The organism is Martinezella sp. CNPSo 3957, from assembly GCF_057784395.1.
In genome coordinates, this window is the sequence record NZ_JBXSOU010000003.1 from 312,512 (window position 1) to 337,624 (window position 25,113).

Annotated in this window: 26 protein-coding genes; 17 read left to right on the plus strand and 9 right to left on the minus strand. The window is 60.8% G+C overall.

The features are described 5' to 3' along the window. The first annotated feature begins 116 nt into the window (after window positions 1–116). From AC13QE_RS09970 to iolB, 4 genes are all read left to right on the plus strand, one after another. The gene (locus tag AC13QE_RS09970; RefSeq protein WP_488483510.1) at window positions 117–2,051 is read left to right on the plus strand and encodes a bifunctional 5-dehydro-2-deoxygluconokinase/5-dehydro-2-deoxyphosphogluconate aldolase; all 1,935 of its coding nucleotides are present in this window, start codon (window positions 117–119) and stop codon (window positions 2,049–2,051) included. A gap of 25 nt (window positions 2,052–2,076) precedes the next feature. Further along, the gene (gene iolD / locus AC13QE_RS09975; RefSeq protein WP_488483511.1) at window positions 2,077–3,927 is read left to right on the plus strand and encodes a 3D-(3,5/4)-trihydroxycyclohexane-1,2-dione acylhydrolase (decyclizing); all 1,851 of its coding nucleotides are present in this window, start codon (window positions 2,077–2,079) and stop codon (window positions 3,925–3,927) included. Between the two features lie 66 nt (window positions 3,928–3,993). Next, on the plus strand, window positions 3,994–4,911 hold the full coding sequence (gene iolE, locus AC13QE_RS09980) for a myo-inosose-2 dehydratase (RefSeq protein ID WP_488483512.1): 918 nt from the start codon (window positions 3,994–3,996) through the stop codon (window positions 4,909–4,911). A gap of 70 nt (window positions 4,912–4,981) precedes the next feature. Then, window positions 4,982–5,779, plus strand: a complete 798-nt coding sequence (gene iolB / locus AC13QE_RS09985) for a 5-deoxy-glucuronate isomerase (RefSeq protein WP_488483513.1) — start codon at window positions 4,982–4,984, stop codon at window positions 5,777–5,779. A gap of 62 nt (window positions 5,780–5,841) precedes the next feature. Here iolB and AC13QE_RS09990 read toward each other — a convergent pair whose 3' ends face one another. Both AC13QE_RS09990 and AC13QE_RS09995 read right to left on the minus strand, forming a co-directional pair. Next, entirely contained in the window at window positions 5,842–7,209 is a 1,368-nt protein-coding gene (locus AC13QE_RS09990) for an MATE family efflux transporter (RefSeq protein ID WP_488483514.1), read from the minus strand. Window positions 7,210–7,274: 65 nt separating this feature from the next. Next, complete coding sequence (locus AC13QE_RS09995) at window positions 7,275–7,709, minus strand: glyoxalase superfamily protein (RefSeq protein ID WP_310229199.1); 435 nt, start codon at window positions 7,707–7,709, stop codon at window positions 7,275–7,277. Between the two features lie 310 nt (window positions 7,710–8,019). Here AC13QE_RS09995 and AC13QE_RS10000 point away from each other — a divergent pair, with 310 nt between their 5' ends. Further along, complete coding sequence (locus tag AC13QE_RS10000) at window positions 8,020–8,418, plus strand: PilZ domain-containing protein (RefSeq protein ID WP_488483515.1); 399 nt, start codon at window positions 8,020–8,022, stop codon at window positions 8,416–8,418. A gap of 16 nt (window positions 8,419–8,434) precedes the next feature. Here AC13QE_RS10000 and AC13QE_RS10005 read toward each other — a convergent pair whose 3' ends face one another. Then, the gene (locus tag AC13QE_RS10005; protein WP_488483516.1) at window positions 8,435–9,343 is read right to left on the minus strand and encodes an AraC family transcriptional regulator; all 909 of its coding nucleotides are present in this window, start codon (window positions 9,341–9,343) and stop codon (window positions 8,435–8,437) included. A 97-nt stretch (window positions 9,344–9,440) separates the two neighbouring features. Here AC13QE_RS10005 and AC13QE_RS10010 point away from each other — a divergent pair, with 97 nt between their 5' ends. Beyond that, on the plus strand, window positions 9,441–10,193 hold the full coding sequence (locus AC13QE_RS10010) for an SDR family oxidoreductase (protein ID WP_488483517.1): 753 nt from the start codon (window positions 9,441–9,443) through the stop codon (window positions 10,191–10,193). A 127-nt stretch (window positions 10,194–10,320) separates the two neighbouring features. Here the strand turns inward: AC13QE_RS10010 and purN are convergent, their stop codons facing one another. Further along, entirely contained in the window at window positions 10,321–10,920 is a 600-nt protein-coding gene (gene purN / locus AC13QE_RS10015; RefSeq protein ID WP_488483518.1) for a phosphoribosylglycinamide formyltransferase, read from the minus strand. A gap of 178 nt (window positions 10,921–11,098) precedes the next feature. On the opposite strand from purN, the gene AC13QE_RS10020 reads away from it, so the two are divergent. Beyond that, entirely contained in the window at window positions 11,099–12,211 is a 1,113-nt protein-coding gene (locus tag AC13QE_RS10020) for a pyridoxal phosphate-dependent aminotransferase (RefSeq protein ID WP_488483519.1), read from the plus strand. A 131-nt stretch (window positions 12,212–12,342) separates the two neighbouring features. On the opposite strand, the gene AC13QE_RS10025 is transcribed toward AC13QE_RS10020, so the two are convergent. After that, window positions 12,343–12,606: a sel1 repeat family protein gene (locus tag AC13QE_RS10025; protein ID WP_015339268.1), complete on the minus strand. Its 264-nt coding sequence runs from the start codon at window positions 12,604–12,606 to the stop codon at window positions 12,343–12,345. A 464-nt stretch (window positions 12,607–13,070) separates the two neighbouring features. Here AC13QE_RS10025 and AC13QE_RS10030 point away from each other — a divergent pair, with 464 nt between their 5' ends. The 3 genes from AC13QE_RS10030 (at window position 13,071) to AC13QE_RS10040 (ending at window position 15,413) form a co-directional block, all read left to right on the plus strand. Further along, window positions 13,071–13,409: a DUF2147 domain-containing protein gene (locus tag AC13QE_RS10030; protein WP_112335671.1), complete on the plus strand. Its 339-nt coding sequence runs from the start codon at window positions 13,071–13,073 to the stop codon at window positions 13,407–13,409. Window positions 13,410–13,614: 205 nt separating this feature from the next. Continuing rightward, window positions 13,615–13,791 carry a hypothetical protein gene (locus tag AC13QE_RS10035; RefSeq protein WP_015339266.1) on the plus strand — a complete coding sequence of 59 codons (177 nt, stop codon included), beginning with the start codon at window positions 13,615–13,617 and terminating at the stop codon, window positions 13,789–13,791. Between the two features lie 119 nt (window positions 13,792–13,910). Further along, a complete protein-coding gene (locus AC13QE_RS10040; RefSeq protein WP_112335670.1) occupies window positions 13,911–15,413 on the plus strand; it encodes an AMP nucleosidase in 1,503 nt (500 codons plus the stop codon). 17 nt (window positions 15,414–15,430) lie between these two features. Here the strand turns inward: AC13QE_RS10040 and AC13QE_RS10045 are convergent, their stop codons facing one another. After that, window positions 15,431–15,661 (minus strand): hypothetical protein, encoded by a 231-nt coding sequence (locus AC13QE_RS10045; protein ID WP_488483520.1) that lies wholly within the window; start codon window positions 15,659–15,661, stop codon window positions 15,431–15,433. A 155-nt stretch (window positions 15,662–15,816) separates the two neighbouring features. On the opposite strand from AC13QE_RS10045, the gene AC13QE_RS10050 reads away from it, so the two are divergent. The 4 genes from AC13QE_RS10050 to AC13QE_RS10065 are packed head-to-tail and all read left to right on the plus strand — an operon-like array spanning window position 15,817 to window position 18,199. Further along, a complete protein-coding gene (locus AC13QE_RS10050) occupies window positions 15,817–16,176 on the plus strand; it encodes a YciI family protein (RefSeq protein WP_488483521.1) in 360 nt (119 codons plus the stop codon). A gap of 10 nt (window positions 16,177–16,186) precedes the next feature. Next, window positions 16,187–16,549: a YciI family protein gene (locus AC13QE_RS10055; protein ID WP_488483522.1), complete on the plus strand. Its 363-nt coding sequence runs from the start codon at window positions 16,187–16,189 to the stop codon at window positions 16,547–16,549. A gap of 17 nt (window positions 16,550–16,566) precedes the next feature. Continuing rightward, the gene (locus tag AC13QE_RS10060; RefSeq protein WP_488483523.1) at window positions 16,567–16,947 is read left to right on the plus strand and encodes a YciI family protein; all 381 of its coding nucleotides are present in this window, start codon (window positions 16,567–16,569) and stop codon (window positions 16,945–16,947) included. A gap of 10 nt (window positions 16,948–16,957) precedes the next feature. Continuing rightward, window positions 16,958–18,199, plus strand: coding sequence for an RNA polymerase sigma factor (locus AC13QE_RS10065; protein ID WP_488483735.1), 1,242 nt, complete (start codon window positions 16,958–16,960; stop codon window positions 18,197–18,199). A 15-nt stretch (window positions 18,200–18,214) separates the two neighbouring features. Here the strand turns inward: AC13QE_RS10065 and AC13QE_RS10070 are convergent, their stop codons facing one another. After that, on the minus strand, window positions 18,215–19,183 hold the full coding sequence (locus AC13QE_RS10070; RefSeq protein ID WP_488483524.1) for a lysylphosphatidylglycerol synthase domain-containing protein: 969 nt from the start codon (window positions 19,181–19,183) through the stop codon (window positions 18,215–18,217). A gap of 96 nt (window positions 19,184–19,279) precedes the next feature. Here AC13QE_RS10070 and AC13QE_RS10075 point away from each other — a divergent pair, with 96 nt between their 5' ends. After that, on the plus strand, window positions 19,280–20,299 hold the full coding sequence (locus tag AC13QE_RS10075; protein WP_488483736.1) for a glycosyltransferase family 2 protein: 1,020 nt from the start codon (window positions 19,280–19,282) through the stop codon (window positions 20,297–20,299). 50 nt (window positions 20,300–20,349) lie between these two features. Next, window positions 20,350–20,964, plus strand: coding sequence for an NUDIX hydrolase (locus AC13QE_RS10080; protein ID WP_488483525.1), 615 nt, complete (start codon window positions 20,350–20,352; stop codon window positions 20,962–20,964). Here the strand turns inward: AC13QE_RS10080 and AC13QE_RS10085 are convergent, their stop codons facing one another. Continuing rightward, window positions 20,965–22,332, minus strand: a complete 1,368-nt coding sequence (locus AC13QE_RS10085; protein ID WP_488483526.1) for an aspartate aminotransferase family protein — start codon at window positions 22,330–22,332, stop codon at window positions 20,965–20,967. Window positions 22,333–22,620: 288 nt separating this feature from the next. Between AC13QE_RS10085 and AC13QE_RS10090 the strand changes: the two genes are divergently transcribed. After that, window positions 22,621–23,961, plus strand: coding sequence for a glutamine synthetase family protein (locus AC13QE_RS10090; protein WP_488483527.1), 1,341 nt, complete (start codon window positions 22,621–22,623; stop codon window positions 23,959–23,961). 5 nt (window positions 23,962–23,966) lie between these two features. Here AC13QE_RS10090 and AC13QE_RS10095 read toward each other — a convergent pair whose 3' ends face one another. Further along, entirely contained in the window at window positions 23,967–24,914 is a 948-nt protein-coding gene (locus tag AC13QE_RS10095) for a diacylglycerol/lipid kinase family protein (protein WP_132716170.1), read from the minus strand. Window positions 24,915–25,113 lie beyond the last annotated feature (199 nt).

The following is a 25,113-nucleotide window of genomic DNA, read 5'->3' on the forward strand; positions in this document are numbered from 1 at the left end:
AGATGGCCGTCCAATCCATCGCAACCGGGACGAAATGCATACCGGCACTATCAATAACGCATGATCTCGGCGCAGGCTGAAAAGCAGAAGAGGTCATGCCCCGACGGGAGGACATCATGGCACACGACAATCCTGGCGCACAGCCGGAGACAAAACTCGATGTGATCACTATCGGCCGGTCCTCCGTCGACCTTTACGGCCAGCAGATCGGCTCGCGCCTGGAAGACATAGCCTCTTTTGCCAAGTCGGTTGGCGGCTGCCCGGCCAATATCGCCATCGGCACCGCGCGGCTCGGCCTGAAATCCGGCCTCATCACCCGCGTCGGCGACGAGCAGATGGGCCGCTTCATCCGTGAACAGGCGGCACGCGAGGGCGTGGCCGTCGATGGGATCGCGACGGACAAGGAGCGGCTGACGGCGCTGGTGCTGCTGGCGGTCGAGGCCGAAGGCGTCTCGCCGATGATCTTCTATCGCTCAGACTGCGCCGACATGGCGCTGAACGAAGACGATATCGACGAAGGCTTCATCAAGTCTTCGGGTGCCGTTCTCGTATCCGGCACGCATTTCTCCAAACCCAATACCGAAGCGGCACAGCGCAAGGCGATCCGCATCGCCAAGGCGAACGGCCGCAAGGTGATCTTCGACATCGACTACCGGCCAAATCTATGGGGTCTTGCCGGCCATGCCGAGGGCTTCGAGCGCTATGTGAAATCGGATCGCGTTTCCTCGAAGATGAGGGAGACGCTGCCGGATTGCGACCTGATCGTCGGCACGGAAGAAGAGATCATGATCGGCTCGGGCGTCGACAACGTGCTCGGCGCGCTCAAGGAAATCCGCCGCCTTTCTCCAGCGACCATCGTGCTCAAGCGCGGCGCGATGGGCTGCATCGTCTACGACGGCCCGATCTCCGACGATCTCGAAGCCGGCATCGTCGGCCAGGGTTTCCCGATCGAGGTCTTCAATGTTCTCGGTGCGGGCGATGCCTTCATGTCGGGCTTCCTGCGCGGCTATCTGCGCGGCGAGCCGCTGAAGACCTGCGCCACCTGGGCGAATGCCTGCGGCGCCTTCGCCGTCTCCCGCCTGCTCTGCTCACCGGAATATCCGACCTGGACGGAACTCGATTTCTTCCTGAAGACGGGCAGCAAACACAGGGCGCTACGCAAGGACGAGGCGATCAATCACATTCATTGGGCGACGACCCGTCGCGGCGACGAAATCCCGCTGCTGATGGCGCTTGCGATCGACCACCGCTCGCAGCTCGTCAGCGTCTGCGATGAGCTAAGCGTCGGTTACGACAGGATTGTCGCCTTCAAGCGGCTGGCCGTCGAGGCGGCAGCACGGGTGGCCGATGGCCGCCAGGGCTATGGCATGCTGATCGATGAACGCTTCGGGCGCGACGCCTTCTTCGATGCGGCAACCAAGAATTTCTCCTGGATCGGCCGCCCCGTCGAGCTGCCAGGATCGAAGCCGCTAAAGTTCGAGTTCAGCCAGGATATCGGCTCCCAACTCGTCGAATGGCCGCTCAATCACTGCATCAAATGCCTGTGCTTCTATCACCCCGACGATCCGAAGGAGCTCAAGGCGGAACAGCAAGAGAAGCTGCGGACACTGTTCGAGGCCGCGCGCAAGGTTGGCCGCGAGCTTCTGGTCGAAATCATTGCCAGCAAGAACGGACCGCTGACCGACGATACGATTCCGACGGCTATGGAAGAGCTCTACGCGCTCGGCATCAAGCCGGATTGGTGGAAGCTGGAGCCACAGGAATCGACGGCTGCCTGGAAAAAAATCGATGCCGTGATCGCCAAAAATGATCCATGGTGCCGAGGTATCGTGCTGCTTGGCCTGGAGGCACCGGCGGAGGAACTGATCCGCAGTTTCGAGGCGACGCTGGCCGCCCCCTCGGTCAAGGGTTTCGCCGTCGGGCGGACCATCTTCTCCGATGCGGCCCGCGCGTGGCTGTCGGGCGGCATGAACGACGAGGAAGCGATTGCCGATATGGCCGGCCGCTTCCGGCAATTGACGCAAGCGTGGCTTAAAACCCGCGGCCTGTAAGAAACAAGCATTTGGGAGGCGCCCGATGGGCAAGACGATCCGATTGACGATGGCACAGGCCGTCACGCATTTCCTCAAGAAGCAAATGACCATCATCGACGGGCAGAAGCAGCCGATTTTCGGCGGCGTCTGGGCGATCTTCGGTCACGGCAACGTCGCCGGCATCGGCGAGGCGCTCTATCAGGTACGCGAGGAGCTGCCGACCTTCCGCGCTCACAACGAGCAGGGCATGGCCCATGCTGCTATTGCCTATGCCAAGGCAAGCTTCCGCCAGCGCTTCATGGCCTGCACGACCTCCATCGGCCCCGGCGCACTGAATATGGTGACAGCCGCCGGCGTCGCACACGTCAATCGCATCCCCGTTCTCTTCCTGCCCGGCGACGTCTTTGCCAACCGCGCCCCCGATCCGGTACTGCAGCAGATCGAGGATTTCGGTGACGGCACCGTGTCGGCCAATGACGCCTTCCGCCCCGTCTCGCGCTATTTCGACCGCATCACGCGGCCGGAACAAATCATATCGGCGCTGAAGCGCGCCATGCAGGTGCTGACCGATCCCCTCGATTGCGGTCCTGTGACGCTTTCGCTGTGTCAGGACGTGCAGGCCGAAGCCTTCGATTATCCGGAAAGCTTCTTCGAGGAACATGTCTGGGTGCCGCGCCGTCCGCAGCCGGATACAGACGAACTTGCCAATGCCATTGCACTGATCCGCCGCTCCGAAAAGCCGGTCATTCTTGCCGGCGGCGGCGTGCTCTATTCGCAGGCGACGAAGGAACTGGCCGCTTTTGCCGAAGCTCATGGTATTCCCATCGTCGTCACGCAGGCCGGCAAATCGGCCATCGACGAGACGCATCCCCTGGCGCTCGGCTCCGTCGGCGTGACGGGCACATCGGCAGCCAATGCCATTGCCGAAGACACGGATCTGGTGATCGCCGTTGGAACCCGCTGCCAGGACTTCACCACCGGCTCCTGGGCCCTGTTCAAGAACGAAAAGCTGGCCATGATCGGCCTCAATATCGCGGCCTACGACGCTCTCAAGCACAACAGTCACCCGCTGGTGACGGATGCGCGCGAGGGGCTGAAGGCGCTTTCCGCCGGCCTTACGGGCTGGCGCGCGCCGGCTCAGCTTGCCGAAAAGGCGACACAGGAAAAGCAGGTCTGGATGGAGGCTGCAGCCAAGGCGATGGCGACCACGAACGCCGCTCTGCCCTCCGACGCCCAGGTCATCGGCGCCGTCACCCGCACACTCGGCGGCAAGGACAGCATTCTCGTTTGCGCAGCGGGCGGCCTGCCCGGCGAGCTGCACAAGCTCTGGCCGGCGACCGCACCCGGCAGCTACCACATGGAATACGGCTTCTCCTGTATGGGCTATGAGATTGCCGGCGGCCTTGGTGTGAAGATGGCGCGGCCGGAGAAGGATGTCGTCGTCATGGTCGGCGACGGCTCCTACATGATGATGAATTCCGAACTGGCGACCTCTGTCATGCTCGGCCTGAAGATCACCGTCGTGCTGCTCGACAACCGCGGCTATGGCTGCATCAACCGCCTGCAGATGGCGACCGGCGGCGCGAACTTCAACAACCTCTTGAAGGACTCGCGCTTCGAAGTGATGCCGGAGATCGACTTCCGGGCGCATGCTGCCAGCATGGGTGCGATCGCCGTGAAGGTCTCTTCCATCGCTGAGCTGGAACAGGCCATCAAAGCATCAAAGAAGAACGATCGCAGCTCGGTCATCGTCATCGACACCGATCCGCTGATCACGACGGACGAAGGCGGCCACTGGTGGGATGTCGCCGTTCCCGAGGTCAGCCCGCGTGCCGAGGTCAACAAGGCCCGCGCCGCCTACGAACAAGCCCGTGCCGCCCAGCGCATCGGCTGATCCATTTCCGTCATTTTTCTGGAGGAGCTTCAGGCTCCTCCAATAGCTTTTTCAAGGAGACCATTGATGAAGGCCAAACTCGGCATGTCGCCCATCGCCTGGTGGAACGACGATCTTCCGGAGCTCAGCGACGACGTATCCCTCGAGGAATGCCTTCGCCAGTCGCGCGGTGCGGGCTTCACCGGCATGGAACAGGGCCGGCGCTTCCCCAGCAACCCCGATGAGATGCTACCGATCCTGCGCGCCGCCGACGTGACGCTTTGCGGCGGCTGGTTCTCGGGTACGCTCGTCAATGAGGAGCTTGCGGCAAACAAGGACCGCATCGCGCCGATGATCGAACTGTTTAAGGCCGTCAACGCGCCTTGCATCGTTTATGGCGAAGTCGGCCGCTCGATCCAGGGCGATCGCTCCAAGCCGCTCGCCACCAAGCCGCGCCTTTCGGATGACGAGATGAAGGCCTATGCCCGCCGCGTCACCGAGTTCGGCGAATGGTGTGCCGACCAGGGCATGCCGCTCTCCTATCACCATCATATGGCAGCCGTGGTCGAAACCGAGCCGGAACTCGATGCCTTCATGCGCAATTCCGGCGAAGGCATTCCGCTGCTGCTCGATGCCGGCCATCTCGCATTTGCCGGCGGCGACGTGCTGCGCGCCATCGATAACCACCATGCCCGTATCAACCACGTTCACGTCAAGGATATCCGCAAGTCGGTCGTCGACGGGCTGGATCGCAGCAAGCAGTCCTTCCTCGATGCCGTCGCGCTCGGCGCATTCACGGTGCCGGGCGATGGATCGCTCGATTTCGGCGCGATCGTCCAGCGCTTCGCCGATTACGGCTATGAAGGCTGGTTCGTGGTCGAAGCCGAACAGGATCCGCGCAAGGCGCCGCCGCAAAAGATGGCCGAGATCGGCCATGCCGAGCTGATGCGCGTGATGACGGCCGCAGGCTACACGGTTGAAACCGAAGGCTTTCCCAAGGGATAACGGAAGACGAGCACCCCTCTCCTCCGTCACAGGTTGGCGAGGGGTACCGTCCAAGCAATGGAGCAAGACCATGCCCAATCTGAAGGTCAAACCTAGCGGCTCGCATGGCCGTGTCACCCATGTCACACCAGAAAGCGCCGGCTGGACCTATGTCGGCTTCGACCTGCATCGCCTGAAACCGGGCGAAACCGCTTCGGCCGAGACCGGTGATCGCGAGGTCTGCCTCGTATGGGTTAGCGGCAAGGGAAGCGCCAAGGCGGGTACAAAGGATTTCGGCTCGCTCGGCGGCCGCATGAGCCCCTTCGAGGGCGCACCCCATGCGCTTTATATTCCAGCAGGCTCGAGCTGGTCGGTGATCGCCGAGACCGATCTGGAACTGGCCGTCTGCTCGGCACCGGGCGGCGGCTCCTATGAAGCCCGCGCCATTCCGCCGGGCACGCATCCGGCGCTAACGCGCGGCAAGGGCACCAATGTCCGCCACGTCAACAACATCATGCCGGAAGACGATGGCGCGGCGCATTCGCTGCTGGTCGTGGAAGTGATCACGCCGGGCGGACACACCTCGTCCTACCCTCCACACAAACACGATCAGGACAATCTCCCGAACGAGAGCTTCCTGGAGGAGACCTATTATCACCGCCTAAACCCGCCGCAGGGCTTCGGCTTCCAGCGTGTCTACACCGACGACCGATCGCTGGACGAAGTCATGGTGCTGGAGGATGGCGACGTGACGCTGGTGCCGAAAGGGTATCACCCCTGCGCCGCCTGCCACGGCTACGATCTCTACTATCTAAACGTCATGGCCGGCCCGAAGCGCATTTGGAAATTCCACAATGCCGTGGAACATGAATGGCTGCTCAAGTCCTGAATGACGCCTGATATAGGCTCATAGCGAAAAGGCCGTGCTGGAAAGCGCGGCCTTTTCCATTCTCATGCCGGCAACAAGCCATAGCGCCATTTGCGATCCCTGGCATTGCGCGACAATACCAGCCAGGTGAGCAGGATCATTCCCATTTCAGCGAAGATCGGCGTCATCCAGATCCCGCGTTCGCCGAAGGCGAGCGGCAGGAGGAACGTCAGCGGCAAGGTGAACAGATAGGACCGTGACAGACCGAAAATCGCACCACGCTTCGCATCACCGATGGACTGGAAATAGGACGACAGGATGATCGCCTGACCGAACAGGAAATAGGCGCCGATCGTCCAGGGCAGGATGCGGCCGACTTCCGTGACGATCACAGGATCGCGTACGAAAATCGAACCCATATGCCCCGCCAGCAGCTCGACGATGAGTTCGACGGCGCCGCAATAGACCAGAGCTGAAATCAGGGCGATCAGGACGCTATGACCGACGCGGGCCGGAAGGGCGGCGCCATGATTGTGGCCTGATATGGTCTGCAACGCGATGCTCAAGCCCAGCAGCGGCAAATAGGCGAAGGTCATTACTCTTGTGACGATTCCGTAGGCGCCGACGGTCGCGACATAATCCCCCTCATGCCAGATCGACACGTTGAAGAGGATCGCCGCCGAGCTCAGCGAAATGCCGATGAAACCGAGGCTCATCGGAGCGCCGAAGGCGAAGATGTCGCGCCACTCGCGAACATGCAGCGCCATGTCGACCCAAAGGCCATTCGGCCGACGCAGGCGATAGATGATGACGATCATCAGGCAGATGAATTGCGCCAGCACCGAGCCGCCGGCTGAGCCGACCACGCCCCAGTGCGCAACGGCCATCAGCAGCCAGTTTGCCAGGATGTTGAGCAGCGTCGAGGCAAGCGTCACCAGCGTCATGAAGCCGAGCTTTCCTTCGCAACGCAGCCCGTCGAGATGGATCGAAAGGAAGAAGCTGATCGGCGCGAAGGCGACCATGACGCCCATGAAGGCCTCGGCGCTGCGGGCAACATCGGCGTTTCCCGCCGCTGCCACGGCAATGAACTGTCGCCCTACGAGCCAATAGATGAGATTGACCGCGACCACGACGGCGAGCGCCAGCGTATGGGCGCCGGTAAACACGGACTTCGCGGCGTCGCGATTTCCAGCGCCGAGGCAGCGGGCGAGAATGCTCGCCATGCCGTTTGAAACCAGCGTCTGCAGCGCGATCAGCAGCATCAGCGCGGGAAAGATGAGGCTGACGGCGGAGAGCGCCTCGGCGCCGACATAGACGCCGAGGAAATAGGCGTCGACGACGGCAAAGAGGCCGCTGACTGTCGTGATGACGATGATCGGCGCGGCTGTCTTGGCAAAGACGCCAGGCAGCCAGCCGGTGAGAAACATATTGTTTTCGAGGGTGTGCGTCATGGTGGTATCCGGACGGAATCGCTCGCGAGCGGCAAAGATAGCGGCGTAGCAAGCAGGGATGAAGATTAAAGGTCGAGAACCAGATGCGGCACGCCGTTCGATGTCCTGCGCGGCGAAATGCCGTCGGCATCGACCTGGGCGTTGATGCGCTGGCGAAACGCGGAGAAGCTCTCGAACTCCACCACATCGACCGGTTCGTCGAAGTGGATCGTAATCCTGTAGAGCCCGCCAGACTTCGCCGACATCGCAAGAACCTTGCCGGTAAACGGCTTGTTCAGATAGCGTCCACGCACGGCGGAGCCGACATCGAAGGGCGCATCAGGCCCGTCATTCGGTTTTGCCGCCAGCGCCGAAAGCGTGTTCCAATCGCGCAGCCCGTGTTGCTTCGCGATCAGCTCCAGCGCTGTCGAGTGGCTCATGTCGTCGCCGCGCTCGGCCATGGCCTGACGCAGACGCCGGGCCTGAGCCTTCAATTCATCTATGGACGGATACGTCGTCATAGGATCAGCCTTTGCTAAGGCATGCAATTACGACTGTGAAACGGAGCTCGCATTACCGTCAGTCAGCATGCCCTGAATGGCCGTGACCTAAAACAGCGAGGACTTCACCTTGGATTTTCATCCGCGAGCGGCAGGCGCCTCGAACCGCTCGTTCGTATGATCGAAGCCGATGCGCCTGTCAAGATGCGCCCAAATCGGTACAAAAGACGAACCCGTTAAAATTCTACCAATGCAATTGACGCTTCCGCAAAATCTCCGTGCAAGGTTCATGCTGTAACCGAGATGAATTCGGTCTGTTTTCCAACAGGGAATGACAATGCTTCGCGCAACCCATCTGGCGAAAGTCAAATCCGAAGTCTACGAACGCAGCTGGGAACGTTTCTACGTCCAGCGGCCGGCGCGTCTCGTGGCTGTTCGTCCCTGCCTAACAGGCATTTCGGTGCGCAGCGCCGAAATTACCGACATCTCGCGCGGCGGCGCCAGCTTCACCGTCGCCACGACGGTCGGCCTGCCGACCCACTACTATCTGAACATCCTCGGTCTCGCCTACCGCATCGCCTGCGCCGAGGTCAGCCGCATCGACAACCGCGTCCATGTCCGCTTTATCAACCTGATCGAACCGGAGACGCTTCGCCGCGTCGTGCGCGCCGATTTCATGATCGGCAATGTCGAAGCCCTGGCTGCACGCGGCAAGCGGCGGCCGGTATAAATTCGGCTTCACGTCCTCAATCGCTTCGCACGTCGCCGCGGGCATATCGTGCAGGCGGCATGCCTGCGTATCGCGCAAAGGCGACGCTGAAAGTGCTTGCCGATCCGTAGCCAACGCGTTCAGCTACCTGATCCATCCCCAATTCGCGGCTGCGCAATAGCTGCTTTGCAAGAGCCATGCGCCAAGCCAATAGATATTCCATTGGCGGCAGGCCAACGACGCGGCTGAAACGCGCAAAGAAAGCCGATCGGGACAGGGCCGCTTCGGTCGCAAGATCCGCGACAGTCCAAGGATGGGCAGGACGCGCATGCATTGCGTGAAGTGCTGCGGCTAGGCGGTCATCGGCAAGGCCGCGACTCAAGCTCGACGTCACGGTTGTTTCCGTGCCGGATCGCAATGCCTCGATCAACAACACCTCCAGCAGCCGTTCCAGCACGAGTTCGCGTGCCGGCCGGCGCTCGCGCGTTTCTTCACCGACCAATTGCATCAGCGTCGCGAGTCGGGGCTCGTCACGAACGATAACGACATCAGGCAAGAGGGAAACGAGCAAGGCCGCATCCGGTGCGCCGAAGCTGCAATGCCCTATGCGCATGCGCAGATCCGCCGGCCCCTCGAGGCGGCCGACACGGAAATGACCGCCACTCAACTGCGTTGGAACCATGGCGGACAGACCGGCCGGTGCGTCTACGCTCTCGCTGACAAGCTCGCGCATGGCCGGCACGAGCACGAAATCGCCGGCTCGCAGGATGAAAGGCTGATGTCCTACAAACGTTACGCGGCAACGCCCCTCAAGGATTGCGCAGTAGAATGGCTCGCCCGTGGCCTCGCGATGAATTCGCCAGGCGCCGGCGCATTCCACCAGCTTCGAAAAGCGTGCGGCCGGCTGCAGCAGCGTGACGATTTCGGCAAGGGGATCGACGGTCATAATCAGGACTAACGCTAAAGAAATGGAGACTATAGCATATATAAAGTCTCTCGCCCGGTCACTACCATGGCATCATTCCTTTTGTTTGGAGAGGCTCATGTCCACGATATTGATTACTGGTTGCTCGTCTGGCTTCGGCCTGGAGACTGCGAAACTGTTTTTTGAACGAGGGTGGGATGTCATCGCGACAATGCGCACGCCCAAACCCGAGCTGCTACCGGTTTCCGAACGCTTGCGTATTCTCGCGCTCGACGTCACCAATCCCGCAAGCATCGCGGACGCCGTGAAGGCCGCCGGTCCGATAGACGTATTGGTCAACAATGCCGGTTTCGGAGCGCCCTCACCGATCGAGCTGACTGCGCCGGAGACGGTGCAGTCGCTGTTCCAGACAAATACGATCGGCACATTGGCGATGGTTCAGGCCGTATTGCCCCAGATGCGTCAACGTCGGGCCGGAGTCATCGTCAACATCACCTCTACGGTGACGGTCAAGACTCTGCCGGTGATTGGGATCTACCGGGCGAGCAAGGCAGCGGTGAACGCCTTCACCGAGTCCTTATCGGTGGAGATGGAGCCATTTGGCGTGCGGGTACATATCGTCCTGCCAGGCCGGTCGCCGGAAACTCGCTTTGGGGAGAATGCGCGTCCCCATTTGCGTGGTCTGGACGATCCGGATTATGCTCCGCTCATTCAGCAATTCATCAAGAATGTGCAGGACGATACTGGTCCAGTGACTCACGCACCCGATGTCGCGGAAGCGGTTTGGCGGGCTGCCACCGATCCATCCGCCCCGCTGCGAATTCCGGGCGGTGCGGATGCTGAACTCTGGATGGCTGAAGCAGGTTTGTAACCGGAACCGGTGGCAGCCAAAAAGCTGCTGCCGTTCCGACTTCGACCGTGCATTAGAGGGAACACCCAGCCGTCGATGCCGGGAGTGCGTCCGGCGGCTGCGTTCGGCCTTTTGCGAACGTCTCATTTCATAACGGCAGGCGCAGTCTGCCTATTGATATGCGGCGTATGAGATCGGTGAAAAGATCGCATTCTGCAACCATGACCCGTTGTTCCAGCGAAACTACGCTATCGTCGGGATGGATCTGAACGGTCGTTGAGGCCACAGTTCTTCCGTGGTCATACTCTCCATCTACGAGATGGATCGTTGCGCCTGTTTCGGTCTCGCGATTATCGAGCACGGCTTGGTGAACTCTTCGCCCGTACATCCCCAATCCGCCGTATTTGGGTAGCAGCCCCGGATGAACATTCAATATTCGCCCATCAAACGCGGCTAGCGTAAGCGGGCCAAGTTTCTTGAGATAGCCGGATAAGATAATGAGTTCAGCTCCATGAGCGATTAGCGTGCCGCGAAGCTGTTTGTCCGCATCAGCTTCCCTGTCCTTGGTCGGAATGTGAAACGAGGGAATACCGTTGGCCTCAGCATAGGCTAGTGCTGTGGACGAAGCCCTATTGCTAACAAGCACGACGGCGGCAGCGTTCATTGTGTTCGCTCTGATGGCTTCGTTGACCGTCCGAAATGAGGTTCCATTGTTTGATGCAAGGAACGCAATTGCGAGCTTATCCATCAGTGGCCTCGTTGATCGATGCTATCGCGATGACGAGACTCCCTTTAATGGCAACTGATACGGATTTTCAATGAGTGCGACGACGCGATCCGAAGGCCGCGTCTTTCGGCTCTTGCAACCACCCGCCAAGCGCCTATTCTGCCGCACCCAGCAACCGAATTCGGGAAACAAAGCCAGCATGTCCGCCTTCTCGCGCTTCACGCCGCTGATCAGCGCCCTTCCCTCCACCGTTCCTTTCGTCGGCCCAGAAGCGTTGGAGCGTCAGCGCGGGCTGACAGTCAAGGCCCGTATCGGCGCCAATGAGAACGGCTTTGGGCCAGCGCCCTCCGTCATCGCGGCCATGCGCGAGCGGGCCGGCGATATCTGGATGTATAACGATCCGGAAAATTACGAGTTGAAGCAGGCGCTTGCGGCCCATCTCGGCGTTCAATCCGCCAATATCGCCGTCGGCGAAGGGATCGACAGCCTGCTTGGCCTGATCGCGCGTATGGTGATCGAACCGGGTACGCCCGTCGTCACCTCGCTTGGCGGCTATCCGACCTTCAATTTCCATGTCGCGGGCTTCGGCGGCCGTCTGGTTACCGTTCCCTATGTCGATGATCGTGAGGATCTCGATGGCTTGCTCGATGCGGTGAAGCGCGAGAATGCGCCGCTCGTCTATTTCGCCAATCCCGACAATCCGATGGGAAGCTGGTGGGATGCCGACAAGATCGTCGCCTTTGCCCGTGCGCTGCCGGAAAACTGCCTGCTGATCCTCGACGAAGCCTATAGCGAAACGGGCCCCACCAGCTCGCTTCCTGATATCACGGCCCTGATCGACCTGCCGAATGTCTTACGCACCCGCACCTTCTCCAAGGCCTATGGCCTTGCCGGCGCCCGCGTCGGCTATGTCATTGGCGCGCCGGAGACCGTGCTGGCCTTCGACAAGATCCGCAATCATTTCGGCATGAACAGGCTCGCGACTGTAGCGGCGCTCGCCGCGCTGAAGGATCAGGCCTATCTTGCCGAAGTAATCGGCAAGATCCGGGCTGCGCGGGAGGAGATCGGCACGATCGCTCGCGTCAACGGGCTGCTGCCTCTCGCCTCCGCCACCAATTTCGTCGCCATCGATTGCGGCCGCGACGGCACCTATGCCCGCGCCGTCGTCGACGGGCTGATCCAGCATGGCGTCTTCATCCGTATGCCGGGCGTTGCTCCGCTCAACCGCTGCATTCGCGTCAGCGTCGGCCCGAAGCAGGATCTCGACCTCTTGGCCGAGGCGCTGCCCAAAGTGTTGAAGGCGATCGGTTAAGCCCAAAACGACGAAACCGCGCCTGCCTTGTTCCGGCCGGTCGCGGTTTTCATCATTTCGGCTGGCATCTCCCTCGGCAGCCGACATCCCCTCTTTCGAGGTCAGAAAGTCTTATTGCCTACGCACGCGCCTCAGTGCGTGGTCATCCATTCGCGGGCGGCGCGCAGCGCCGCTGCGAGCTGCATCTTGGTCAAGGTCGCGGCAACGTCGGCGCGAAGCTCGGCGGCGCGCTCGCTGCCGCGGATGGCGGCGATATTCAACCATTTGTGGGCGGCAACGAGGTCCGCATTGCAGCCCCTGCCGGTCGCGTAGTTCACGCCCAGTTCGCAAAGGGCATCGGCGCTGTTACCACCCATCATGGCATTTCCAGACATCGGCGTTTCGAAGCGTGCCATTGCAATTATCCCTGTTTGACTTCTGTTCGTATCTGCCCTGTTTTCCGTCAGAACCTTGCCGTCATACGCGGCTTTCCGGTTCTTCCGGCCGGCGGGTTTACCCCGCTCGTTTGATGGCTTCACTATCGCAGACGGCTTTCAAAAAACGCCTAAAATGCATGATTAATTCGATGCAAACAAAGTGCAAATGCTTGGTAAACTTGGGATTTTGTTAAACATGGCTTCCCTTGCAAATTAAGGATTTTCGGGCGAGTTTAACCTTCCGTTAAGATTTGGATTTAAACTCTTTCTTCACCACAAAAAGAGCGCAGTTGAATTCGATGTCGTGTTTCGACGGCGCTCGGATACCCGCCGAAACGGGTATTTGAGCTCCGAAAACCATATTTACCTTTACGTTCGCGTTAGATAATCTCACTGCATTCCCGGTCACAGAACCGGATGCGCCTTGGGGGAGGAATGACACCATGATCCGCACTACCGTTCTCGCGATCGCATTGCTGATGAGTGCGAGTGCCGCTCTTGCCGAAGAGCCGATCGTCGGCAATTGGAAAACGGTGGCTGGCGACACGGCTGCCATCGCTCCCTGCGGCGACAGCTATTGCGTGACCCTGAAGACAGGCAAATATGCCGGCAAGCAGATCGGCAAGATGCAGGGCACAGGTAACAGCTATACGGGCGAGCTTACCGACCCCTCCGAAGACAAAACCTATAGCGGCTCCGGCACGGTCAGCGGCAACAAGATCAAGATGCAGGGCTGCGTGCTGAAGGTATTCTGCAAGTCGCAGACCTGGACGAAACTCTAAAACAGCACCTGCCTGTCCCAGAAAGCACTCGACGTGCCTGCCGCCTGACGTCGGCGGGCTCTTGTTATTCTGCCTGCGAGGAGTGGCCGGCGACCATTCGAAACCGGTAATATTTCTGAACGTCGGATGAACCGGTATCTCAGCACCTGTTCAGCCTGACCATGGCAAAACAGTGTCCAGTATAGGGCACGGGTAGGCCAGGAATATGGACTCGATCATCATCGCACGGCGCTTCGTTGTTATCATGCTGTTTGCTGCCGTCTTCGCATTCAGCTTCTCAGTTGCGGTCGAACACGCCGGTCGCAGCGGCGCACAATCGCACTTCGGCGCAAGCTTCACCTGCGTGCAGACCGGCGCGCCTTACTGCACGACGGTACAGTAACAAACGTCTGCGCGTAGTCCTCGCGCAGGCCAGTGGGCGGCTCTAAAAATAGCTGCGAGAATCCGGACCGCTTGTTGCAACGTCGTTTGCTTGTAACCAACGACACTCTATAATGGCGCATGAGCAACAGAATCTCTCCCTTTTCACCCCTCGACATTTCCTCTCCCAGCCCGTTCCAGCCACGGACCTTCGATGATCCGGGCAAGGCCGTGGAAGCGCTGACGGAGCTTTACGATCGCAACACCGCGTTCCTGATCGACAATTTCACCAAGCTTGCCAAAGGCGCGCCGATCACCGCGCGCTACCGCGCCTTCTATCCGCAGGTCAGCATTGAGACCACGAGCTTCGGCCATGTCGATTCGCGCCTCTCCTACGGCCATGTCACCGCGCCCGGCGTCTATACGACGACGATCACTCGCCCGCAGCTCTTCAAACATTATCTCAAGGAGCAGCTGACGCTCCTGATGCGCAGCCATAATGTTCCGGTGGTCGTGTCGGAATCGACGACACCCATTCCGATCCATTTCGCCTTCGGCGAAGGGGCTCACGTCGAAGCAACCGCCAGTATTTTCGAAGACATTCCGCTGCGCGACCTCTTCGACACGCCGGACTTGAACACCACGGACGACGAAATCGCCAATGGCGAATATATCCCGCCGCCGGGCGAGCCCTCGCCGCTTGCGCCGTTTACGGCGCAGCGCATCGACTATTCGCTGGCCCGCCTCGTCCACTACACGGCGACCAGTGCGGCGCATTTCCAGAATTTCGTGCTGTTCACGAACTATCAGTTCTATATCGACGAATTCTGCAAATGGGCACGCGACCTGATGGCGAGCGGCGGCGACGGCTATACCGAGTTCGTCGAACCGGGCAACATCATCACGAAGGCTGGCTCCAGCCAGCCCGAGGGCGATGTGACCGCGCCGCGGCTGCCGCAGATGCCGGCCTACCATCTGAAGAAGAAGGGCCATGCCGGGATCACCATGATCAATATCGGCGTCGGCCCCTCCAACGCCAAGACGATCACCGACCACGTGGCCGTGCTGCGTCCGCATGCCTGGCTGATGCTCGGCCATTGCGCCGGCCTGCGCAACAGTCAGCGGCTCGGCGACTATGTGCTCGCCCATGCCTACATGCGCGAGGACCATGTTCTTGACGACGACCTGCCGGTCTGGGTGCCGATCCCTGCGCTCGCCGAAGTGCAGGTCGCGCTTGAGGCCGCCGTTGCCGAGATCACCGGCTATGAGGGCTTCGAGCTGAAGCGCATCATGCGCACGGGTACCGTGGGCACCATCGACAACCGCAACTGGGAACTGCGCGATCAGGCCGGCCCGGTCAAGCGGTTGTCCCAGGCCCGCGCCGTCGCGCTCGATATGGAATCGGCAACGATCGCTGCCAACGGTTTCCGCTTCCGCGTTCCCTACGGCACGCTGCTCTGCGTTTCGGACAAGCCTCTGCATGGCGAACTGAAGCTGCCGGGCATGGCGACCGCCTTCTATCGCACCCAAGTGAACCAACATCTGCAGATCGGCATCCGCGCGATCCAGAAACTGGCCGCCATGCCGCCGGAAGCGCTGCATTCGCGCAAGCTGCGCAGTTTCTTCGAAACGGCGTTCCAGTAAACGACAGCGCTTGCTTTCTACTGCCCATCCACGGGCACCGAATATACATTAGCAGCGGCCGCGACTTGCGGCCGCTCGTCGTTTGGCTGCGCACCCCAGCTCAGGCACAGGATCAGCAGGGCAAAGCCCGCCAAACCGACCCAGATGCGGAACACGACCCTGCCGACATCGGCTGCGTCTAGCAGCTCCTCTTCCGACAGCGTCTTCTTTTGCCAGTAATGCACGATTGCGGCTTCCAGACTGTACATTTCCGTCTCTCCTTGTGGTGTTGACGGAACTGGTCGACCGGGCTCAGGCCTTTTCGACAGCATCAGAAATTTTTGTCATGCTGCAGATCGAGATGTCGATTTGCTTGGCAGCCACTCGTCTAGGGCTGTCAGCAAATTGAAGAGGAGACGCTGCGATGAAATATCTCTGCCAGGTCTGGTTCGATGGCACGAGGCTCGACCTCATGACCAAGGAGGAGAAGCACAAGCTCGATTCGGATTCGCTCGGCTATGATCGCGACCTCATGGCGAGCGGCAATATGATCCATGCCGAAGCGCTACAATCACCGAAGTCTGCGGTGACGGTGCGGGTCCGCAACGGCGAGACGGCGGTGACGGATGGACCTTTCATCGAGACCAAGGAGTATCTTGGCGGCTTCATCCTGATCGAGGCGAAGGATCTGAACGATGCGATCCGGATTGCCGCTGGCATCCCACTCGCCAAGCTCGGCGCGATCGAAGTACGGCCGATCTATAATTTCGGCCCGGACGTTTGAGGAGGTTATCATGAAATTTCTTTGCCAGGTCTGGTTCGAGACATCCGAGATCGCCAAGCTTTCCGAAGAGGAAGGACGAAAGCTGACGCAGGATTCGGTCGACAATGACAACCGGCTGCGCGAGAGCGGCCACCTCATCGTCGCCAATGCCCTGCGCGAACCGGAGACCGCGAAAACAGTCCGCGTGCGCCGGGGCGAAACCGCCATTACCGACGGCCCGTTCGCCGAGATCAAGGAACATCTCGGCGGCTTCGTGCTGATCGAAGCCCGAGATATGGAGGAAGCGACCGCGATCGCCGCCGCCTTCCCCGTTGCCCGCTACGGCATGATCGAGGTTCGCGCCGCCTTCGACATCCGCTTTCCGAATGAATAGCTGCGAGAGGAGAAGACATGCGGTTTCTATGCCTGATCTACACAACAGTCGATGTCGACGGACGATTGACGCCGAACGAGATGAACCATCTGATTGGCGAGCACTTCGTCTTCGACGAGGGCTTGCGGCGGGACGGCACCATGATCGTTTCCGATGCACTGGCGCTCCGAGACAAATCGATCGTCGTCCGTCCGGACGGCGACGACGGATTTTCAGTCACGGACGGACCGTTCGCGGAGACCAAGGAGCACCTGGCCGGCTTCTACCTCATCGAAGCCTCTGACCTCGATGGCGCTGTCGATATCGCCAAACGCATTCCCTCGGCGCGCTATGGCGCCGTCGAAATCCGCCCGGTTCGTATCTTGACCCTTCGGGGAGACCTGGCAGAGGAAGGCTGACGTCGTGTCGCTGAACCAGACCATCGACGGCATCTATCGCAGCCACTCTCGCCGCGTTCTTGCGACGCTGATCCGTTTGCTTGGCGATTTCGACCGAGCGGAGGAAGCCCTTCACGACGCCTTTACAGCAGCGGCGCAGCAATGGACGGCAGAGACGATCCCGGCCAATCCCTATGCGTGGCTCGTCTCCGCCGGACGCTTTCGCGCCATCGACAATATAAGGCGGCGCACGCGTTTCGACGCTGCCCAGGCCGACATTGCCGACAGCCTCTATCCGGAGGGCGAGATAATGGAGACATCGCAAAGCGAGGAGATCGAGGACGACATGCTGCGACTGATCTTCACCTGCTGTCACCCGCTTATTCCTGCCGAGGCACGGATGGCGATGGCCTTGCGAGAGGTCTGCGGCCTGACGACGGAAGAGATTGCCCATGCCTTTCTGATTCCGGCCCCGACCGTCGCCCAGCGCATCGTCCGCGCCAAGAACCGCATACGCACCGAACATATTCCCTATGAGGTTCCCAGCAAGACCGAGCTGCCGGAGCGGCTGGCGCAGGTGCTGCACGTCATCTACCTCGTCTTCAACGAAGGCTATTCGGCATCCTCCGGCTCTGCAATCGTGCGCGCCGATCTTGCCGCGGAGGCCATACGCCTCGGCAGGCTTTTGCTGCAGCTATTGCCGGATTCGGAAGTCGAAGGACTGCTGGCAATCATGCTGCTGCAGGATTCGCGGCGACATGCCCGCACCGATACCTCCGGCGATCTCGTGCTGCTCGTCGATCAGGATCGTGCGTTGTGGGATCATGGTCAGATCCGCGAAGGTTTGGCGCTGTCAGCAAAAGCGATGGCGGCAGATAGCGTCGGCAGCTATGCCCTGCAGGCGGCGATCGCCGCGGAGCATGCTCGCGCCATAACTGCAGGGGATACCGACTGGCGAAAGCTGGTGATGCTCTATGATCTGCTGCTGACGGCGAGCCCCTCCCCTGTGATCGAGCTTAATCGGGCGGTGGCAGTCTCTATGTGCGATGGTCCGGTGGCAGCGCTTTCCATCGTCGATGGGCTGCTGCAGGAGGAGCGCATGGCACGATATCACCTCACCCATGCCGCAAAAGCCGATTTTCTGCGCCAGCTTGGCCAGACGGATGAGGCGCGGCAATCCTATCAAACGGCGCTTTCGCTATGCCAGCAGGCGCCGGAGCAGGCATTCCTGCGCAAGCGATTGGCCGAGCTCGGCGACCAGATCCGGCACTAAAAATGCTGCTGTTTTTTAAGCCATGGGTACGCGCTTGCGCGAGATCAGCAATCCGATCGCCGTTCCCGTCAACGCAGAAACCACGATCAGCAGGTGAGCGTTGATGCTCGCCTGTGCGAGATTTTCGATTGCCTCCTTGGCGCTCGAAGCACCAAAAGCCATGGCGCCGGCAGTGATCCCGGCCGGATAGGTGCCGACGCCTCCGGGCGCATGCACGGGCAGCACGGATGACAGCTCGCCGCCGAGCGCGCCGCCGAAGCTTGCAGAAAGCGGCGTCACGTTCATGAGGCCGAGTGCCCAGGCAAGCACCACGACCTTGACGAGCCAGTTGACGATCGTCGTCAGCCAGGCGCGCGCAAAGGCGCCGGCATCAACCGGCAGGCCGCGCTCCAGCTCATGCACCAGCCCTTGCGCCTTCTTTGGCAGGGCGCGGGCGGCAAGGCGGATCAGGGGCCGACGAGAGGCGAAGCCCGCGACCGGCAGCAGCAGGAAGGCTGCCCATACGATCCAGGCCAGGACATGATAGGGCGAAGCAAGCGCAAGGCCGACGCCGGCTGCGGCCAGCAGCGCATGCAGATCGAGCAGCCGCATGACAAACAGCGCCGAAGTTCCCCGCGCCAGAGGAATGCCGAATTCGGAGCGCATCAGCACCGGGAAGCTGGTTTCCCCCGTTCGGAAGGGCATCATGATATTAAGCAGATTATGGACCTGCGTCACACGGAACAGCGCCGCAAAATGACCCGAAGTTTCCTTCGGGAAATAATCGTAGATGCGCCAGGTGCGCAGGAAGTAGGTGCTTGTCAGGAGCGCCAGCGCCAGAAGGATCGGCAGGGCGCCGACCTTACCCCATTGCGCCAGGATCGAGGTCCAGCCCCAGAACCATTCGATGAAGACGGCATAGGCAAGGACGACTGCGAGCGTCAGCAGCGTCATTCGGTTGCGAATAAACCAATTCTGTCGGCTGGCAACCGTCGGAGTCTTCATGTAGTTAGGGCACCCAAATGCGAGCGGAAGGCTGAAACCGGACTTTTCGCTCGTTTCGTCCGGCAAGTACTGCCGGTCTTTTAGGAGAAAGAAGTGTTGCAGACAACGGCAGAGTCGACCCTCCCCCAGGCCGATCCGGCAAGCCCTCTCGAGCTTTCGCTGGTCGTGCCCGTCTTCAACGAGGAAGAAAGCGTCGGACCGCTCATCGAGCGCATCTGTGCCGCCATGAGCGGATTTGCCAAATCCTGGGAACTGATCTTGGTTGATGACGGCAGCACGGACGCGACGCTCGTCAATGCCCGCCGGTCGCTTTCGCAGGAAGGGCTCACGCTGCGCATCGTCGAGCTTCAGCGTAATTTCGGGCAGACCGCGGCCATGCAGGCCGGTATCGATGCGGCCAACGGCCGCCTGATCGCCACCATGGACGGCGATCTGCAGAATGACCCGAAGGATATCCCTTCGATGGTCGACGAACTGGAGCGGCGCCAGCTCGACCTGCTCGTCGGCTGGCGCAAGAACCGCCAGGACGGGCTTCTACTGCGCAAGATTCCCTCCTGGTGTGCCAACTACCTGATCGGCCGCATTACAGGCGTCAAGCTACACGACTATGGCTGCAGTCTGAAGATCTATCGCTCCTCCATCATCAAGCAGGTGAAGCTGATGGGCGAAATGCACCGCTTCATCCCCGCCTGGGTCGCCGGCGTCGTGCCGAGCTCGCGCATCGGCGAAGTTCCGGTCACCCATCACGCCCGTCAGCACGGCACGTCGAAATACGGGATTTCGCGCACCTTCCGCGTCATCCTCGATCTGCTGTCGGTGATGTTCTTCATGCGCTACAAGGCGCGGCCAGGACACTTCTTCGGCTCGCTCGGCCTCGGCCTCGGCGCGCTTGCCGGCATCATCCTGCTCTGGCTCTTCATCGACAAGTTCATCTTCGGCGACGATATCGGCAGCCGCCCGCTGCTGATGGTCGGCGTCGTGCTGCTCCTGTCGTCGGTGCAAATGATCACGACAGGCATCCTCGCCGAAATGATCGCCCGCATCTATTATCGCGACGATCTCTCGCCGAACTATATCGTGCGCAAGATCTTCGATCGAGATCATCAGGACGCCTAGGCCTATCGTGCTTAGGCCCGCGTCTATCGGCAACAGGAGCTGAGCCGCGCATGAGCTCGAAAGACGACATCAACAGCCAGCTATCGGACACGGCAGACCTGCCACCATGGCGGACAACAAGCTCGACACGCCTTATTCATGATCGCTGGCTGAAGGTTCGTGCGGATAACTGCGTGACGGCGGAGGGCGTGGAGATCGCGCCCTATTACGTGCTGGAATATCCCGATTGGGTCGGGATCATCGCGCTTGATGCCGAGGATCATATCTATCTTGTTCAGCAGTATCGTCACGGCCTCGGCGTCGTGGCGCTCGAGCTCCCTGGCGGAGCCGTGGATGCGAATGATGCAAGTCCGGTCGAAGCGGCCGCGCGCGAGCTGCGCGAGGAAACCGGCCTTTCATCCACCGAATGGGATTATGTCGGTAAGCTTGCACCCAATCCTGCCACGCAGACAAACCACTCGCATATCGTTATTGCCCGCAATGTCGAACTTGCAAGCAGGCCGGCAGACGACCCGACCGAGCGCATCCGGTTGATCCGCATGCCGATCCGCCAAGCCATCGAGCTGGCGCTGGAAGGCAAGATGATCCAGGTCATCCATGTTGCGGCGCTGACCCTTGCCCTTCATAAGGCGGGCAAGTGGGACGTGCCGAAACCTAAGCCCTGACTACGATTTCCTCTCCGCCCACACGGCATTGAGCGCCCCACGCGCGATCCGCACCATGGTATCCACCTCCTCATGGCTGATGACGAGCGGCGGCGAGGCCAGCATGCGGTCGCCCGTGGCGCGCAGGACCAGGCCGTTCGCCAGGGCATAGTTGCGGACGGCGGAACCTATAGTGTCAGGCTTTTCGAAACGGCGACGCGTCGATTTATCGGCGGCGAGCTGCAGGCCGCCCATCAAGCCGATGCTGACGGCTTCGCCGACCATGTCGTGATCGGCAAGGCTGCCCCAAGCCTTGGCGAAGTAAGGGCCGATATCGTCGCGCACGCGCTCGACCAGCCTTTCCTCCTCGATGATCCGCAGATTTTCCAGCGCCGCTGCCGCACAGACCGGGTGGCCTGAATAGGTGAAGCCGTGATTGAATTCGCCGACTTCATTGATGAGCACATCGGCGATGCGGTCGCTGACGAGCACGCCGCCAATCGGAAGATAGCCCGACGACAGTCCCTTGGCGATCGGGGCCAGATCCGACTCGACGCCGAAGTGCTGATGGCCGAACCATGCGCCGAGACGGCCGAAGCCGCAGATCACCTCGTCGCAGACGAGCAGAATGTTCCTCGCCTTGCAGATGCGTGCGATCTCGGGCCAATAGGTCGACGGCGGAATAATGACACCGCCGGCACCCTGCACCGGCTCGGCGACGAAGGCTGCGACATTGTCTTCACCCAGCTCGTCGATCTTGGCTTCGAGTTCGCGAGCGACCTTGAGACCAAATTCCTCCGGCGGGAGATCGCCACCCTCGGCATACCAATAGGGCTGACCGATATGGACGACGCCAGGGATCGGCAGGTCGCCCTGCTCGTGCATATATTTCATGCCGCCCATGCTGGTGCCGGCGACCGTCGAGCCGTGATAGCCGTTCTTGCGGGCGATGATGGTCTTCTTCGTCGGCTTGCCGACCGCAGCCCAATAAACCCTCGCCATGCGAAACCAGGTATCGTTGGCCTCCGAGCCGGAATTGGTGAAGAAGACATGGTTGAACTGCGGCCCCGCATGGGCGCAGACCTTTTCGGCGAGAAGCGTCGCCGGCGTGGTCGTGGTGCCGAAAAAGGTGTTGTAGTAGGGCAGTTCGTTCATCTGCCTGGCGACAGCGTCGGCGATTTCGGTGCGGCCATAGCCGATATTCACGCACCAGAGGCCGGCAAAACCGTCGAGATATTTTCGCCCTTCCGCATCGAAAATATAGACACCCTCGCCGCGCTGGATGATGCGGGCACCCTCGGCATTGAGCTTGCGCATATCGGCAAAAGGATGGAGGTGATGGGCGGCATCGAGGGCGGCGAGATTGGAGCGGCTGGACGTATCGGACATGGTTGAAACTCACCTCATTGCGATTGGTGCCTGTCAGGCAAATCCTTGAGCGCCGCGACTCTGTGCATGGCCCCTCACCCCAGCCCTCTCCCCGTCGAACGGGGAGAGGGGGTTATCCTGCCCCATGCCGCTTTGAGCACAGCTGAGCACTGGAGAGTTCCCTCTCCCCGCATGTGCGGGGAGAGGGCTAGGGTGAGGGGCTAAGCACCGGAGCGCAACGCAGCCGGACTTGACTGCAAGCTATCTTGGTTTACGACCATGCCGTGAGCATTGGGGATTTACAAGAGCATGGCGGCCGACAACGCAACCGAAGGTAACGCGCGCATCGAAGTGCTGATCTCGGACATGAACGGCCGGCTGCGCGGCAAGCAGATCCCGATTTCAGCCGAAAAGAAGGTCTGGTCCGGCGCCGTGCGGCTGCCGACCTCGACGCAATCGCTCGATATCTGGGGTGACGACAATGACGATATCACAGGCCTGTCGCTGACGATCGGTGATCCGGACGGTACCTGTGTTGCCGATAAGCGCACGCTGGCTGATATGCCCTGGGCGACGGCGGGATCGAAGCAGGTGCTGGCGACCATGCACGAGCTCGACGGCAGCCCGAGCTTCCAGGACCCGCGCGCCATTCTTTCGGCCGTGGTCGATCGCTACAAGGCGCTCGGCCTGACGCCCGTCATCGCGACCGAACTGGAATTCTACCTTCTGGCCGGAGACTGGCGTGAGAAAGGCATTCCCTCGCCGCCGCCGGCCCTGACCTATCGGGGCGAACCGAACGGCTTTCAGCTCTACGATATGGATGCCGTCGATCTCCTTGACGATTACCTCGAAACGCTGCGCGCCTACGCTCGGGCGCAGGGGTTGCCGGCGGATGCGACGACGGCGGAGTTCGGCCCCGGCCAGTTCGAGGTCAACCTGCTGCATCGTCCGGATGCGCTGGCGGCTGCGGATGACTGCATCATGCTGAAGCGCGTGGCGGAACAGGCGGCACGCAAGCATGGCCTGAAATCGACCTGCATGGCAAAGCCCTATACCGACCATGCCGGCTCGGGGCTGCATGTGCATGCGAGTATCATCGACGCTCAGGGGCGCAATGTCCTCGATGCGGCCGGCGGCGAGCCGAAGAGGCTGAAGTCGATCTGCGCGGGCCTCCTGCAGACCTTGCAGGATGCTCAGCTGGTGTTTGCGCCTTATGCCAACTCCTACCGCCGCTTCCAGCCGGGCTCGTTTGCCCCGGTCGATCTCACCTGGGGCTTCGGCCATCGCGGCACGGCTGTGCGCATCCCGGAAAAAGACGGGCCGGGCGCGCGCATCGAGCACCGTGTCGCAGGTGCGGATGCCAATCCCTATCTGATGCTGGCGGCGATCCTGGGCGGTATGTTGCTGGGCCTTGAGAACGACCTCGATCCCGGTGAGGAGACGACGCCGGCTCACGTGCCGACTGATGCGCCCAAGCTGACGCATGATTTCCTGACTGCCGTCGAGCGTTTCCGCGCCTCGGCCTTCATCGCCGATGTTTTCGGTGAGCGGTATCGGAAGCTCTACGGCGAGACGAAGCATAAGGAAGCGCTCGGCCACCTGCGCACGGTTTCCGATTTCGATTACAGGACCTACCTGCCCCGCCTCTGAAGCCGTCAGAGGGCGACGCTGTCGACGGCGCCTTCGCGCGCAACGCTGGCGGCCGTCCCCTCTCGGACCATCACCTTGAGTTCGCCGGGATGCACTTTGAGCGTCACATCGCGCTCGAGCGGCAACAACTCGCCGTCCATCACACAATTGGCGAGCTGGCGCAGTTTCGGGAAGTGCAGATTCACTTCCGGCGCGTGCATAACCATGACATCGGCATTCTCGCGAACCCGGCCCCGCAGCATGTCGATGGCAAGCCGTGCGACACCGAGCGGTCGCAGCGGTTTCGCAGTGTAGAAGCCCAGCTCGCCGCTGCGCAGGCTGTCGGCATAAAGGAGCGCATTGGCGCCGAAGGGATTGTTGGAGACGGAGATCGCCGAGACATGCCGGCGCTCGCGAATGCCGACGGCCTCGAAGTCGACGTCGAATTCCGGCGGATTGGCGATGACGCCGAAGGCCGCGCGCGTGCTGGCCGACATCTTTCCGATGCGCGAGCGATAAGTGTAACCATTGCGGTAACGGACCATGCGCGCATGCAAGCCCGCTGAAAACTGATGAATGAAAGCGCGACCGTTGGCGCTGCCGATATCGACATTGTCGACCTCACCCGTCGCAAGAACGTTCAGCGTCTGCCATATATCGAGCGGCAGGCGCAGAGAACGAGCAAAGAGGTTCATGGTGCCGGCCGGAATGACGCCGAGAGCGACGCCGTTTTTCCAGGCAATGGCGGCGGCCGCCGAAATGGTGCCATCGCCGCCGCCGGCGACGATTCCGTCGATATCGTCGCGGCGTGCAGCACGCTCCATTGCCGATACGACGTTGCGCCCCTCCACGACAACAGCTTCGAAATCGTGACCGGCGTCGCGGAAGACCTGTTCCGCTTTCTTTTCATAGGCAGCCATGTCAGTCGTGCGGAACGTTCCGCCATCGCGATTGAAAAAGCCGATCAACTTCATTGGGGGCTCTCGGTCTTTCCGCAAATTGTATCAGGGGCTGAGGCCCCGTACGCTTCTTCTCAGATGGTTTTGGATGGACCGATTTCAAGCGTTATAGCCGTTTCGCCGATATCGACTGCAGCACACTTATGCGCGATCCGACATGCTGCACTGCAAAAAACGCACGCGACAGATGCGCCACGTTCATTGATAGTATCAA

Bases quoted from the DNA above. Each gene is read 5' to 3' on its own strand.
- AC13QE_RS10005 (WP_488483516.1), bottom strand. From the start codon at position 9,343: ATGACCGTCGATCCCCTTGCCGAAATCGTCACGCTGCTGCAGCCGGCC.
- AC13QE_RS10080 (WP_488483525.1), top strand. From the start codon at position 20,350: ATGAGCTCGAAAGACGACATCAACAGCCAGCTATCGGACACGGCAGAC.
- AC13QE_RS10000 (WP_488483515.1), top strand. From the start codon at position 8,020: ATGACAATGCTTCGCGCAACCCATCTGGCGAAAGTCAAATCCGAAGTC.
- AC13QE_RS10060 (WP_488483523.1), top strand. From the start codon at position 16,567: ATGCGGTTTCTATGCCTGATCTACACAACAGTCGATGTCGACGGACGA.
- purN (WP_488483518.1), bottom strand. From the start codon at position 10,920: ATGGATAAGCTCGCAATTGCGTTCCTTGCATCAAACAATGGAACCTCA.
- iolB (WP_488483513.1), top strand. From the start codon at position 4,982: ATGCCCAATCTGAAGGTCAAACCTAGCGGCTCGCATGGCCGTGTCACC.
- AC13QE_RS10040 (WP_112335670.1), top strand. From the start codon at position 13,911: ATGAGCAACAGAATCTCTCCCTTTTCACCCCTCGACATTTCCTCTCCC.
- AC13QE_RS10035 (WP_015339266.1), top strand. From the start codon at position 13,615: ATGGACTCGATCATCATCGCACGGCGCTTCGTTGTTATCATGCTGTTT.
- AC13QE_RS10050 (WP_488483521.1), top strand. From the start codon at position 15,817: ATGAAATATCTCTGCCAGGTCTGGTTCGATGGCACGAGGCTCGACCTC.
- AC13QE_RS10045 (WP_488483520.1), bottom strand. From the start codon at position 15,661: ATGTACAGTCTGGAAGCCGCAATCGTGCATTACTGGCAAAAGAAGACG.
- AC13QE_RS10010 (WP_488483517.1), top strand. From the start codon at position 9,441: ATGTCCACGATATTGATTACTGGTTGCTCGTCTGGCTTCGGCCTGGAG.
- AC13QE_RS10030 (WP_112335671.1), top strand. From the start codon at position 13,071: ATGATCCGCACTACCGTTCTCGCGATCGCATTGCTGATGAGTGCGAGT.
- AC13QE_RS10020 (WP_488483519.1), top strand. From the start codon at position 11,099: ATGTCCGCCTTCTCGCGCTTCACGCCGCTGATCAGCGCCCTTCCCTCC.
- AC13QE_RS10090 (WP_488483527.1), top strand. From the start codon at position 22,621: ATGGCGGCCGACAACGCAACCGAAGGTAACGCGCGCATCGAAGTGCTG.
- AC13QE_RS09990 (WP_488483514.1), bottom strand. From the start codon at position 7,209: ATGACGCACACCCTCGAAAACAATATGTTTCTCACCGGCTGGCTGCCT.
- AC13QE_RS09970 (WP_488483510.1), top strand. From the start codon at position 117: ATGGCACACGACAATCCTGGCGCACAGCCGGAGACAAAACTCGATGTG.
- AC13QE_RS10085 (WP_488483526.1), bottom strand. From the start codon at position 22,332: ATGTCCGATACGTCCAGCCGCTCCAATCTCGCCGCCCTCGATGCCGCC.
- iolD (WP_488483511.1), top strand. From the start codon at position 2,077: ATGGGCAAGACGATCCGATTGACGATGGCACAGGCCGTCACGCATTTC.
- iolE (WP_488483512.1), top strand. From the start codon at position 3,994: ATGAAGGCCAAACTCGGCATGTCGCCCATCGCCTGGTGGAACGACGAT.
- AC13QE_RS10025 (WP_015339268.1), bottom strand. From the start codon at position 12,606: ATGGCACGCTTCGAAACGCCGATGTCTGGAAATGCCATGATGGGTGGT.
- AC13QE_RS10055 (WP_488483522.1), top strand. From the start codon at position 16,187: ATGAAATTTCTTTGCCAGGTCTGGTTCGAGACATCCGAGATCGCCAAG.
- AC13QE_RS09995 (WP_310229199.1), bottom strand. From the start codon at position 7,709: ATGACGACGTATCCGTCCATAGATGAATTGAAGGCTCAGGCCCGGCGT.
- AC13QE_RS10070 (WP_488483524.1), bottom strand. From the start codon at position 19,183: ATGAAGACTCCGACGGTTGCCAGCCGACAGAATTGGTTTATTCGCAAC.
- AC13QE_RS10095 (WP_132716170.1), bottom strand. From the start codon at position 24,914: ATGAAGTTGATCGGCTTTTTCAATCGCGATGGCGGAACGTTCCGCACG.